The 13,139-nt window shown below is 67.5% G+C and carries 12 protein-coding genes; 1 reads left to right on the forward strand and 11 read right to left on the reverse strand.

Features of this window, described 5'->3' with window-relative positions; all coding sequences use genetic code 11:
* Positions 1-265: 265 nt before the first annotated feature.
* The gene (locus EB084_09405; GenBank protein ID NDD28465.1) at positions 266-547 is read left to right on the forward strand and encodes a hypothetical protein; all 282 of its coding nucleotides are present in this window, start codon (positions 266-268) and stop codon (positions 545-547) included.
* A gap of 121 nt (positions 548-668) precedes the next feature.
* Here the strand turns inward: EB084_09405 and EB084_09410 are convergent, their stop codons facing one another.
* The 11 genes from EB084_09410 to EB084_09460 form a co-directional block, all read right to left on the reverse strand.
* Positions 669-2,213 (reverse strand): hypothetical protein, encoded by a 1,545-nt coding sequence (locus tag EB084_09410; protein NDD28466.1) that lies wholly within the window; start codon positions 2,211-2,213, stop codon positions 669-671.
* A gap of 37 nt (positions 2,214-2,250) precedes the next feature.
* Positions 2,251-2,886 carry a phosphoribosylglycinamide formyltransferase gene (purN, locus tag EB084_09415; protein ID NDD28467.1) on the reverse strand — a complete coding sequence of 212 codons (636 nt, stop codon included), beginning with the start codon at positions 2,884-2,886 and terminating at the stop codon, positions 2,251-2,253.
* A 23-nt stretch (positions 2,887-2,909) separates the two neighbouring features.
* The gene (gene purF / locus EB084_09420; protein ID NDD28468.1) at positions 2,910-4,472 is read right to left on the reverse strand and encodes an amidophosphoribosyltransferase; all 1,563 of its coding nucleotides are present in this window, start codon (positions 4,470-4,472) and stop codon (positions 2,910-2,912) included.
* Between the two features lie 4 nt (positions 4,473-4,476).
* Complete coding sequence (purD, locus tag EB084_09425; protein NDD28469.1) at positions 4,477-5,766, reverse strand: phosphoribosylamine--glycine ligase; 1,290 nt, start codon at positions 5,764-5,766, stop codon at positions 4,477-4,479.
* 40 nt (positions 5,767-5,806) lie between these two features.
* Entirely contained in the window at positions 5,807-6,037 is a 231-nt protein-coding gene (locus EB084_09430; protein ID NDD28470.1) for a hypothetical protein, read from the reverse strand.
* 39 nt (positions 6,038-6,076) lie between these two features.
* Entirely contained in the window at positions 6,077-7,726 is a 1,650-nt protein-coding gene (locus tag EB084_09435; GenBank protein NDD28471.1) for a glutamine-hydrolyzing GMP synthase, read from the reverse strand.
* Positions 7,723-9,225 (reverse strand): IMP dehydrogenase, encoded by a 1,503-nt coding sequence (guaB, locus tag EB084_09440; GenBank protein ID NDD28472.1) that lies wholly within the window; start codon positions 9,223-9,225, stop codon positions 7,723-7,725. Before guaB ends, EB084_09435 begins: the two co-directional genes overlap by 4 nt.
* Positions 9,226-9,256: 31 nt before the next feature.
* Positions 9,257-11,398, reverse strand: a complete 2,142-nt coding sequence (gene purL / locus EB084_09445) for a phosphoribosylformylglycinamidine synthase subunit PurL (protein NDD28473.1) — start codon at positions 11,396-11,398, stop codon at positions 9,257-9,259.
* Positions 11,395-12,075, reverse strand: coding sequence for a phosphoribosylformylglycinamidine synthase subunit PurQ (gene purQ, locus EB084_09450; GenBank protein NDD28474.1), 681 nt, complete (start codon positions 12,073-12,075; stop codon positions 11,395-11,397). Before purQ ends, purL begins: the two co-directional genes overlap by 4 nt.
* Positions 12,072-12,332, reverse strand: a complete 261-nt coding sequence (gene purS, locus EB084_09455; protein NDD28475.1) for a phosphoribosylformylglycinamidine synthase subunit PurS — start codon at positions 12,330-12,332, stop codon at positions 12,072-12,074. The genes purQ and purS overlap by 4 nt, the downstream gene beginning before the upstream one ends.
* A gap of 108 nt (positions 12,333-12,440) precedes the next feature.
* The coding region (locus tag EB084_09460) for an SDR family NAD(P)-dependent oxidoreductase (GenBank protein ID NDD28476.1) at positions 12,441-13,139 on the reverse strand (699 nt) is incomplete at its 5' end.

The following is a 13,139-nucleotide window of genomic DNA, read 5'->3' on the forward strand; positions in this document are numbered from 1 at the left end:
GAGCGGAGCCCCCGGCGCACCCGGCGCAGCTCCCGCAAGTCCCGCCGTACTGATGAGCCCAGGGGCCGCACCTGCGGGTGAGGCCAGCCCAGCAGGCGACCAGAAGCCTGCTGCGGGTGAGAAGGCAAAAGAGGGCGACGCCAAGGAAGGCAAGTAGGCCGCCACAGCGGTCGACCGTCCCCTGAGCAGGCCTCCGTCACTCGTGACGGGGGCCTGTTCGTCTTCGTCGTCTTGAGTGAAAGGCACAACCGCGCGCAGAACCGACTTGAAACACAGCGCGTCTCTCTGCTACGAAACGGTCGAGAGAAGCGGCGAGAGGCGCAACGTGGAAGCAGATCCGGTCTTGTACCTTCACATCGAAGACGGTCGTCGCGCATCGTGGCTCGCCCTCGATACGAGCGGCGCCATCGACGACCTCGAGCCGTTCACAGAAGCCCACATCATGGTGAGCGCCTGCGACCACCTGGTGCTGGCCTCGCGTCGAGACGTTCCCCTCGCACTGCTCGAAGAAGCGCTGCGCAACGGGCCAGAAGGCGGAGCCGTCTAGAAGCGCGGCCGAAAAGCCAGTGCGTCCGGCGCCCCCCGCACCGCCACCCTGGTGAAGGCGCACTTCCAGCACCCCTTCTGGACGGAGATCGGCCTGTTCGGCCTGAGTCCGCGTGCAGCGGTCAGGCGACGACGTTGACCCCGTGACCGCCGCCCACCGGGCCTCCGGGAAGGTCGCGCTCTCCCTCGCCTGCGCGGCGCGCGGTTCGCCCCTGAGGCGAGCCCTGCGCCTCTCCAGGAACGGGGTGCCCGTCGCGCCCCCCACCCTCCGGTACCTGACCGGGTGCCGTGAGCCCCAGTGGGTCGAGACGATCGCGCTCTTCCTGCTCCTTGCCCGTGCGCAGCCGTCCCATGTCGATTCGCGTCTGCTCATCGGCGGTCTTCTGCTCGTGGCGCTGCCGGTCGGTCTGCTGCTCTCGCGTCGCTGTCGCCGACGCGAGCGTGGTCTTGCCGCTCATGACGTTGCCGGCCGCACTGTCGAATGCCTGCACCAGCTTGTCTCCCCGTTGTGCGGGCGGCCCGTCTGCGGCCTTCTTGAACATGGTGTCGACCCCGTGCGCGTCGATCTGCGGAACGTGATTCATGAGGTTGGCGGCCTTCTGGAAGGCCGAGACCTTGTTGTCGCCGTCCTTGCCGAAGTGCTGATCGACCGTTCCCATCACGTTGGTGACATCGCGCACAGAGAGCCCCTTGCGAGAGCCCAGGAGATCGGTGGCCGCGGCAAACCCGTCACGAAGGTTCGACAGACCGTTCTGGGTATCACGGCCGCCGAAGGTCTGCGACGTGACATCGACCAGCTTTGAGACATCGCCTGTGCCAAGGTCTGGTCGAGCCGTCAGCAGCCGGGCGCTGCGGTCGAACATGTCGAAGAGCGCCGCCGACCCCTCGGGTCCCCCTCCGCCCTTCGTGTTCCGGGTCGCCAGACCGATGCGTGACAGCAGCCCCGAGACGTCGGTGGGGCGGATGTCGGTGCGCACCTTGAGCAGGTCGAGCGACTTCGTGTACGCGGCCTTGGCCATGGAAGGGTTGTCGAAGAGCCGTCCCAGATGCCCGCGCAGGCTGGTCAGCTCACCGGGCTTGAGGTCGGTGCGCGCGTACAGCAGCTCACGCGACGCCCCATCGCGCACCGTGGAATCGAGATGTACCTTGCCGTCCTTGTCGCGGCTCAGAACGTCGCTGAGCTTCACATCGCTGCGATGGGTGAGCAGATCTGACAGCGAGTGCAGGCCGTCGCGATCCTTTCGCAGGGGAAGCAGATCACCCACCTTGAGATCGGAGCGGGTGTTGAGCAGCTGGCGAACCGTGGGCGCGTCTCCCCCGAAGATGCGCTGCAGCTCGGCGTCGGTCACGTCAGCGCCACCCTTGTCAGCGACCGATCCGCCAGCGCCCTTGGCTTCGGCGGTCTTTCCCTCCGACGCGCCCCCCGCAGCGTGCGCGGTCTCCTTGTCGTGGGCAGGCTCCTCGCCGTCCTCGCCGCTCACGAACCCGTGCCACGCGCGCTCTCGACCGTCGAGAGAGCGCTTGACGCCAAGCGGATCGGTGGCTGCGCCACCGCCCCCCGCGACCTGCTCGGGGGCCAGCTCACGACGCTGGGCATAGAGGGCAGAGAGGGCGCCAGGTCCGGCACCCGCGGAGAGGGGATCGAGGGTCACGCGCATGGCCTCCAAACGAGTTTCCCGTCTATCACGCACGGTTCTCGATTCGTCAACGGCTGCCCGTATCGAACCCTCGTTCGCGAAGCACCGCCTCGACCGCTCGCGGGAGAAGTCCATGCTCGGCCATCTGCACCCGCTCGCGAAGGCGCTCGAGGGTGTCATCAGCGTGCACCTCCACCGTTGTGCGCGCCACGACCCGCCCGCGGTCGACCTCGGGGGTCACGAGGTGCACGGTGGTCCCGGTGACCGAAGCGCCGGCCGCCAGCGCCTGCTCAAGGGCATCCGCGCCGCGGAAGGCCCGGTACCGCCGTCCATCGATCTGCACCTCGTCCTCTTCCGGGTCATCCGGCAGCAGCGAGGGGTGGAGGTTCACCACGAAATCGGTCGGGAAGCGCTCGAGAAAGCGACGGGAGAGCACGTGCATGAACCCGGCCAGCACCACGAGATCCGGACGATGTCGCGCCACCATGTCCGCGAGGCGCTCGTCGTAGTCTTCGCGGGTGCCGCCCGACGCGCGCACCGCCCCCAGGCTCAGGCACTCCGCACTGATGCCACGTCTGCGCGCGCGCTCGAGAGCGAAGGCCTGTGAGCGATTGCAGACCACGCCCACAATGTCTGCACAGACATCTCCATGCGCGCACGCTTCGAGCAACGCCTCGAGATTCGAGCCTCCGCCGCTCGCCATGACGACAAGACGAGCCCGTCGTGTCACGTGGACGCGGGCAGCCCGGCGACCGCGTCAACGGCCGACGGGGGGACGACGCGCTCACGCATGTCGCGCGGGTTGGGCCGCCCCGCCAGGTCGCCCTCTCCCGGGTACTCCCCGGTGAAGCAGGCGCGGCAGAGGTTGCTACGTGCGTAGCGCGTCGCCTCAACGAGTCCCTCGAGGCTCAGGTAGCCGAGGCTGTCAGCCCCGATCCATTCGCAGATCTCGGGCACCGACTTCTGGCTGGCGATGAGCTCGGCATACGTGCTGGTATCGACCCCATAGAAGCAGGGGTGAATCATGGGGGGCGACGTGATGCGCACGTGCACCTCGCGCGCCCCCTCGTCGCGCATGAGCTTCACAATGGCGCGCGTGGTGTTCCCGCGCACGATGGAATCGTCGATGATCACCACGCGCTGTCCCGCGATGTTGTGCGTGAGCGGGTTGAACTTGAGCTTGATGCCCACCTTGCGCAACGTGTCATCGGGCTGGATGAAGGTGCGCGCGATGTAGCGGTTCTTGATCAGCCCCTCGGTGTAGGGGATGCCGCTGCCGCGCGCATAGCCCATGGCGGAAGGAACACCGCTGTCCGGCACCGCGATGACGGCGTCTGCGTCGATCGGATGCTCGATGGCGAGACGCTCGCCCATGCGATGGCGCGCGTTGTAGATGGCGTCGCCCGCGATGATCGAATCGGGCCGCGCGAAATAGATGTACTCGAAGAGGCACAGGGCGTGCCGCGTCACCGGAACAGCCTGGATCGAGCGCAGCCCATCGCGATCGATGACAACCACCTCGCCCGGCTCGACCTCACGCACGAGCGTGGCGCCGATGGTGGCCAGGGCGCACGATTCCGACGCCAGCACCCATCCCTCCCGCGGACGCCCGTCTCCTGTGTCGGCAGCACGCCGTTCCACATCGACCTCGTTCGCCTCGACGCGCCGCTCGCTGTCGATGCGACCGATGCACAGCGGGCGCACACCCAGCGGATCGCGAAACCCCACAAGAGCGTCGACCGTGCCGATGACCACCGCAAACGAGCCACGCAGGCGGCGCAGGGTCTGCACGGCCTTCTCCCCCACATCGCTGCCGTCGGCCAGGGCGAACAGCTTGCCGATGACCTCGCTGTCACTCGACGTGTGGAAGATGCTTCCTCGCTCCACGAGCTCGGCCTTGAGCGACTTGAAGTTCGTGAGGTTGCCGTTGTGAGCCAGGGCCAGCGGCCCCAGGTGCGACTTGAGCATGATGGGCTGGGCATTGTCGATGCGCGATGATCCCGTGGTCGAGTAGCGATTGTGCCCCACGGCCAGGAACCCACGCAACCGCATCAAGATCTCGGGTGTGTAGATCTGCGAGACCAGACCCATCTCCTTGTAGCAATCGAACACATGCCCATCAGACACCGCGATGCCCGACGACTCCTGACCGCGGTGCTGCAACGCGAAGAGCGCGAAATAGGTGAGGCGCGCCACGTCTTCGTGCGGTGCATGGATGCCGAACACGGCGCATTCCTCAGGGGGACGATCTTCACGTTGCTCGAGAACGACGTCAGCGCACTCCCGCATGCCTTCAGCCCTTCCTTGCGGGCGACGCCTGGGCGCCGATGTCGCGACGGTAGTGGAACGCCGTGAGATCGTGACGCGCCAGCGCGCGATAGGCCTGCGCTCGCGCCGCGTCGAGATCGACACCGCGGCCTACCACGGTGGCGAGCCGGCCTCCTCGCGTCAGCAGGCCGCCCTCCGGCGCAAGTGCCGTGCCGGAGTGGAACACCTGCACCCCTTCCGTCTCCAGCGCGGGGAAGGAGAGACCGCTGGTGTAGGCGCCCGGATATCCTCTTGCGGCAACCACGACACCGCAGAGAGCGTCCTCGGTCCAGCGGGGGGTCACCTCGCCGAGACGTCCAGCCGCGGTGGCCTCCAGCAGTTCGAGCAGATCTGACTCGAGCGCGGGCACGATCACCTGGGTCTCCGGGTCGCCGAAGCGCACGTTGAACTCGAGCACCCAGGGGCCAGCGTCGGTGACCATGATGCCGAAGTAGAGAACACCGCGATACCCCAGGCGCTCTCGCCGAAGCGCTTCGATGGTGGGGTGGAAGACCTTCTGCATGATTGCGTCACGCTGCGCCGGCTCAAGCCACGTCGCTGGCGTGTAGGCACCCATGCCCCCCGTGTTGGGACCTCTGTCGGCGTCTTCGAGCCGCTTGTGGTCACAGGCCAGGGGCATCACCACGGCACTGTGCTCATCGACGAAGGCAAGCAGCGAGACCTCACGGCCTTCGAGGTACTGCTCGATGATCACCTCGTCGCCCGCGCTCTTGAAGTGCCGCTCGACCATCATGCGGCGCAGCACCTCTTCGGCCTCGCGCACGCTCGAGACAACGCTGACCCCCTTCCCCGCGGCGAGACCGCTCGCCTTGAGCACCATCGGGGTGGGCATCATGCGCGCCACCGCCACGGCGTCATCGAAACGCGTGCTCACGTGGAACGGCGCGGTGCTGATGCCGTTGCGCGTGAGGAACGCCTTGGCGAACACCTTGCTCGACTCGAGCAGGGCGCAGCGCTTCGACGGTGCGAACACAGCAAGCCCGGCAGCCTCGAATGCATCGGCCACACCCGCGGCGATGGGAACCTCAGGACCCACCACCGTGAAATCGACCCGCTCTCGGCGCGCCACGTCAACCAGTGCGGCCACATCGCCCTCGACCACCGGGACGCATCGCATCGGACAGCCCGCTCCGGGGTCGACGGCAATGCCACCGTTCCCGGGGGCAATCACCACCTCATCGACGCGCGGCGACTGGCGCAGCTTCCACGCCAGGGCATGCTCTCTTCCGCCGGACCCGACCACCATGACCCTCACGACTGGATCCTCCTCGCCGGACGCAACCGCTGCTGCGTGCTCATGTGGAGAGCGCGTCGATGCGCTCGAAGCGAACCAGAATGGTCTTGTCGCCCATGCGCATCTCGACGAAGCGCTCGTTGGCCAGCGTGATCACCCCGATCAGGTGAAACCCGGAGCCGTACAGATGCACCGTCGTTCCGGTCTCCAGCGCCTTCTGCAAGATCTGCACCATGCGATGCTCGAAGGTCAGGTTCTGCCGGTTCGCGCCTCTCTCGCCCTGCTCTGCCATGAAGAGCTCCTCCGATCTGATGTGCCGATGTCGTCGGCCTTATTCCCACTCGATTGTGCCAGGTGGCTTCGACGTGATGTCGAGCAGCACGCGATTGACCCCTCGCACCTCATTCACGATTCGATTGCTGATGCGCTTGAGCACCCCCCAGGGCAGCTCAGGCACATCTGCCGTCATGCCATCTTGCGAGGTCACGAGGCGCACCGAGACGACCTTGGCGAACGTGCGCTTGTCGCCCATGACCCCCACCGAGCGCACCGGGAGCAGCACGGCGAAGTACTGCCACAGCTGTCGATGCAGGCCCTCGGCCTCGATCTCGTGACGCACGATGGCGTCAGCCCCCCGCAAGGTCTCGAGCGATTCGGCGTCGATGGGCCCAGGCACGCGCACGGCAAGTCCTGGCCCCGGAAAGGGCTGGCGCTGCACGAACTCGTCCGGCAGGCCCATCTGACGACCGAGACGACGCACCTCGTCCTTGAAGAGCCTGCGGAACGGCTCCACCAGGCGGAACTTCATGTCGGCCGGAAGCCCCCCCACGTTGTGATGCGACTTGATGAGATCGGCGCGGGTCCCACCACCCGCACCGCTCTCCACCACGTCCGGGTAGAGAGTTCCCTGCAGCAGATGGGTGAACGTGCCCGCCTCCCCGTCAGCCACGGTATCGGCCAGCTCGCGCGCCGCCTCCACCGCCTGCTCTTCGAACACGCGCATGAAGACCTCACCGATGATCTTGCGCTTGCGCTCGGGCTCGGCCACGCCATGGAGCGATTCGAGGAAACGCGCCGAGGCATCGACCACCCGCACGGGCAGGCCGAGCGAGGTGAGCATGGCGGTGACCTGCTCGCGCTCATCTCTGCGAAGCACGCCATTGTCGACGAAGATGCAGAGCAGCCGATCGCCGATGGCCTTGTGCAGCAGCACCGCGGCCACCGTGGAATCGACCCCGCCGCTGAGCGCGCACAGCACGCGCCGGCCTGCAAGCTCGGCGCGCAGCGTCTCCACCGACTCCTCGAGGAAGGTGCGAGGGGTCCAGTCGAATGCGCATCCGCACGCGTCGAGGAAGTTGCGCAGGAGATGCACGCCACACGGGGTGTGCTCGACCTCCGGATGGAACTGCAATCCCCAGATCCTGCGATCTGCATTCGCCATCGCCGCAACGATGCCGTTCTCGGTGCGCGCCACGGGCACAAAGCCGGAGGGCAGCGTCGTCACGTGATCGCCGTGCGACATCCAGCACGACTCGTCTGGCTCGAGCCCCTGGAACAAGGAGCCCTCGTTCGTCTCCACACGGATTCGGGCAAAGCCATACTCCCGGCTCTTGCCGGGCTTCACCTCGCCCCCCAGGGAGTGAGAGAGCAGCTGCATGCCATAGCAGATGCCGAGAATGGGAAGCCCGCTGTCGAGCACCCAGTCAGGCAGAGAGCGAGCCCCCTCGTCGTACACGCTGTCGGGCCCGCCGCTGAGAATGATGCCGCGCGGGCGCCGGGCAAGCGCCTCCTCTCGGCTGATGGCGGGCGACACCAGCTCGCTGAAGACCCCCAGCTCACGCACGCGCCGCGCGATGAGCTGATTGTACTGCGAGCCGTAGTCGACCACGAGAATGCTCTCGTGGAGCACGCCACCCACGATGGGCGCGGCCTCGTCAACCGTCACGTGCGCGCCTGTCGGCGCCAGGGCCCGCTCGCTCATCGGCCCTGATAGTTCGGGGCCTGCTTGGTGGCCATCACATCGTGTGTGTGGCTCTCTCGCATGCCCGCTGGCGTGATGCGCATGAAGCGCCGCGTGTGCAGCTCATCGATGGTGCGCGCGCCCACATACCCCATGCCCGCCCGCAGACCGCCCACGAGCTGATGCAGGATCTGCGCCAGGCCGCCCTTGTAGGGCACCATCGCCTCGATGCCCTCGGGGACGAGCTTGTGTGAAGGCGTGCTGGCGTCGGCTCCGTAGCGGTCGCGCGAGAACTGCTTCATGGCGCCGAGCGAGCCCATGCCGCGGTACTCCTTGAAGCGCTCGCTCCCCACGACCACCACCTCGCCCGGCGACTCGTCGGTGCCGGCGAACATGCTGCCCATCATCACCGCGTCAGCCCCAGCGGCGATGGCCTTCGTGATGTCACCGCTCTGGGTGATGCCGCCATCGGCGATGACCGGTACCCCGTGCTTGCGCGCCGCCAGGGCGCACTCGAAGACGGCGGTGATCTGGGGAACGCCCACGCCGCTGACCACGCGCGTGGTGCAGATGGAGCCCGGCCCCATGCCCACCTTCACCGCGTCAGCGCCCGCCTTGATGAGCGCCTCGGCCGCCGCAGCGCTGGCGATGTTGCCCGCGATGACCTGCACCTGATGGCGCTCCTTCACCCAGGCCAGGGTGTCGAGCACGGCCTTCGAGTGACCGTGCGCCGTGTCGATGCAGATGAGATCGACATCGGCCGAGACCAGGGCGTCAACACGATCCCGGGTGTCGCCGCTGACCCCGACCGCCGCTCCCACGAGCAGGCGCCCGTGACGATCCTTGCTGGCGCGGGGGGCTTCAGCCTTCTTCTGGATGTCCTTGACCGTGATGAGGCCTCGCAGATGGAACTGCTCATCGACGATGGGCAGCTTCTCGATCTTGTGCTTGTGAAGAATCGAGCGCGCCTCCTCGAGGGTGGTGCCGATGGGCGCGGTGACGACCTGACGGGTCATGAGCTCTTCGATGGGCTGCGCGGCATCTTGCGCGAAACGCATGTCTCGATTGGTGAGAATGCCCACCAGCCTGCCGTCGGCCTGGGTGATGGGAATACCGCTCACACCGAATCGATCCATCAGCTCGAGCGCCTTCGAGAGCGGTTCGTGCGGAGGAAGGGTGAGCGGCTTGAGGATCATTCCGCTCTCCCAGCGCTTCACGCGATCGACCTCCTGCACCTGGGCGTCGATGGGCATGTTGCGGTGGATGATGCCCACCCCGCCCTCACGGGCCAGGGCGATGGCCATGCGCGATTCGGTGACGGTGTCCATGGCGGCCGACAGGATGGGTACCGCCAGGCTCAGCTCCCGCGTGACGCGCGTGCGGGTGTCGACCTCGGTGGGCACAACCTCGGAGTACTCCGGGACGAGCAGCACGTCATCGAACGTGAGGCCCTCCCTGCCAAACTTCTCCTCGAGCAGGCGCGCAACCTCGGTGTCGCGCGCCTCGGTGCAGTTCTGCATCAGCGGCTTCCTCCTCGTAGAGCTACGAACATCATCGAAGACCTCTCTCGTACGCGGCACGAAGCTCGTGCACAGAATGACCGAGCAGGCGATCGCCGCCCACCGCCCCGAGAACCGTCACGGGAACGCCATGGCGCCGAGCCAGTGTCTCGACCGCCTGCGGATCGCGGCTGCTCACCACCACCCTCGACGGCCCCTCGCCATACAGCAGGGCTGCGTCGCTCATGGGCAGTTCGACCTCGAGCCCCACGCCGCCCGCGATGCAGCACTCCGCGAGTGCCACGGCAAGCCCCCCCAGCGAGACGTCGTGCGCCGACACCAGCAGGCCAGCGCGGTGCATCTCGAGCAAAGCCTCGATGAGGCCGCGGTGGAACGCCAGATCGACAGGCGCCAGCGCATCGCTGCGACCCGCCGGATGGAGCGCGTCGAACTCGCTCCCCTCGAGCGCGCCACCCAGGGCTCCCAGCACGAGGGCCACGGCGCCCTCTGCGAAGGCCGTGGTGACGCGCTTGCGCACATCGGCGACCACACCGACCATTCCGATGGCAGGGGTGGGCAGCACGGCGCCCGTCGGTGATTCGTTGTAGAGCGACACGTTGCCGCTCACCACGGGGATCTCGAGGGCGGTGCAGGCTTCGACGATGCCCTCGATGCTCTCGACGAACTGCCAGAACCGCTCAGGCTTCTCCGGATTGCCGAAGTTCAGGCAATCGGTGAGCCCGGCCGGATCGCCGCCCACGCAGGCCACGTTGAGGGCAGCCTCCGCCACGGCCCTGCGCGACCCTTCGCGTGGATCGATGGCGCACCATCGCGGATTGCAGTCGAAGCTGAGCGCAAGCCCACGCACCTCGCCGCTCGGCTTCACGATGGGGAGACGCACCACCGCGGCGTCTCCCTGTCCCGGCCCCACGATGGTGTTGGTCTGCACCTGGTGATCGTACTGCTGGTAGATGGCGGCGCGGCTGCAGATGTTCGCGCTTGCGAGCATCGCGGGGAGGTGGGTTCCCGCCCCCTCCACGTGATCCGTCGGCGCGCCTCCGCCCACACGTTCCGGCGCCTTGCGCTCGAGAACGATGGCATCGCGCGTCGTCAGGGGCTCGACGGGAAGCTCAGCCACCACGACACCCTTGTGACGGATCGTGAGCGTGTCGCCCACCGCGGTCTCACCGATGACCTCGCAGGGCAACCCCCATCGGTGATAGATCTCGCGCACGTCGTCTTCACGGCCCTGCACCACGGCGAGCAGCATGCGCTCCTGCGACTCGCTCATCATGATCTCGTAGGCTTCCATGCCTTCCTCGCGAAGGGGAACCTTGTCGAGATCGACCTCCATCGACACCTCTCCCGCGGCCGCCATCTCGGCTGTGGTGCAGGTGAGACCAGCGGCGCCCATGTCTTTCACAGCCAGCACGGCCTCGCTCGCGATGGCCTCGAGCGTGGCCTCGATGAGACACTTGCCCGCGAACGGATCGCCGATCTGGACGGTGGGACGCTGATCATCGTCTTGAAGCTCGCGCGAGGCCAGAACGCTGCACCCGCCGATGCCGTCTCGCCCGGTGCGCGGGCCGGCGTACATGACGGCGGCGCCGGGGGGCGCCTCTGACGTCATGACCCGCCGCCCATCTTCGACCAGGCCCACGCACATGACGTTGACCAGGGTGTTCCCGGCGTAGGCCTCGTGGAAGGTGACCTCACCGCCCACCGTGGGAACGCCGATGCAGTTCCCATAGTGCTGGATGCCGCCCACCACGCCGCGCACGTACGACGCGGTGCGCCCGTCTTCGAGGGCGCCGAAGCGCAGCGAGTCGAGCAGCGCGATGGGCCGCGCGCCCATCGACAGGATGTCGCGCACGATGCCCCCCACGCCCGTGGCCGCGCCTGCGTGAGGCTCGACCTGCGAGGGGTGGTTGTGCGACTCGGCCTTGAACACGATGGTGCGCCCATCGATGCCGATGCCGCCCGCGTCGGTGCCCACCATGGGAGCGTAGCGCCCCTTGCGGGGCAGGCGCGCAAGAAATGCGCGCGAGCGGGGATAGCCACAGTGCTCAGACCACTCGACGCTGAACATGGCGAGCTCGGTGGCACTTGGGGCGCGCCCGAGGATGTCACAGATCTGGTCGTACTCGCCGTCGGTGAGGCCGAGGGCGCGATGGGCGTTCTCGGTGCGGATCATGCGAGCACCCCCTCCGTGCAGGCCGCGATCAGCGCGGCAATCATGGGCGCGCCATCAGCGCTTCCGAGCAAGGGGTCGCACGCGCGCTCGGGGTGAGGCATGAGACCGAAGACATTTCGACCCTCGTTGCAGATGCCGGCGATGTCATCGAGGGCGCCGTTCGGATTGTTGCCCGGGGCGTAGCGAAGCACCACACGTCGCTGCTCGCTGAGCTGGCGCAGCGTGTCCGGATCGGCGAAGTAGCGGCCGTCGCCGTGCGCCACCGGAAGGGTGATGCGCGTCCCCTGCGCATAGCCTCGCGTGAACGGGGTATCGGTCTGAATCACTTCGAGCGCCACAGGGCGGCACACGAAGCGCAGCGACGCATTGGGCAGCAGTGCGCCCGGCAGCATGCCCGCCTCGACGAGCACCTGAAACCCGTTGCAGATGCCGACCACGGGTCCGCCGCGCTCGGCAAACGCACGCACGTCGCCCATCACGCGCGAGAAGCGGGCGATGGCGCCGCAGCGAAGGTAGTCGCCGTACGAGAAGCCCCCGGGCAGAACCACGGCGCGGGTGCCGACGGGCAGCGGGTCTTCGTGCCACACGATGGACGCGGCGGCCCCGCCGACGTGTTTCACGGCGCGCACGCAGTCGTCATCACAGTTGGAGCCGGGAAAGCGGACGACCGCGATCACGCCTCCACCGCCGCACGCACGCGCTCGATCTCGAACGTCTCGACCACGGGATTGGCCAGCAGCCGATCGCCCATCTCGCGAACCCGCTCGCGGGCGGTCGCCTCATCAGCGGCATCGACCTCGACGCGCACGGCCTTTCCCAGGCGCACGCCACGCACGTCATCGTAGCCGAGCGCGTGCAGCGACTCGGCCACCACCTGACCCGGCGCATCGAGCACGCCAGACTTCAGATACACCAGGGCTTCAACAACAAAGATCACAGGACTCCTCCTCCGGGCCGGGGCGCGCGACACGCCACGCACGTGCACGCGGACCCGCTCATTAGGCGCCCGACCGCGTGAGCCCTGCCACGAAGCGAGACCGCCCTACTGCACGGGCGCGTGGTAGTTCACCGTGAGATCGTCGACCCACACCGTGGCGGGCTGCGCCACGAGCCACGCGATGGAGCCGGCCACATCGTCGACCGCGAGCATCTGGCGACGGTCGAAGGTATTGGGGAAGGTCTCCCAGATCTGGGTATCGACGCTGCCCGGGAAGATGTTCGAGACGCGGATGCCGTCAACGCGAACCTCTTCGCGCAGGGCCTGCGCAAACCCGACCACGCCGAACTTGCTGGCGCAGTAGGCCGACCAGCCCGGATAGCCCTGTCGCCCCGCGCCAGACACCACGTTCACGATGAGCCCCGACCGCTGGCGCCGCATCTGCGGGAGCACGGCCTTCGAGCAGAGGAAGACCGCCGTCAGGTTGGTGGCGATGATGGCATCCCATGCGTCGGGAGAGAAGTGCTCCACCAGCCCGGTGCTGGCGATGCCGGCGTTGTTCACGAGCACGTCGATTCGCCCGCTCCATTCGAGGGTCTGCGTGACCACGCGTCGCACATCGTCGAGCGAGGCCACATCGGCCGGGGCCGCCAGCGCCTGCCCGGCGGGCAGGCTGGCCACGGCTTTGCGAAGCGACTCAGCATTGCGCGAGACGAGCACGACGCGATGGCCTTGCTCGCACAGCAGGGCGGCGGTGCGCAGACCGATGCCGCGGCTGCCTCCGGTGATGATGGCGGTTGCGCT

The sequence above is a fragment of the Pseudomonadota bacterium genome (genome assembly GCA_010028905.1).
Taxonomy (GTDB): domain Bacteria; phylum Vulcanimicrobiota; class Xenobia; order RGZZ01; family RGZZ01; genus RGZZ01.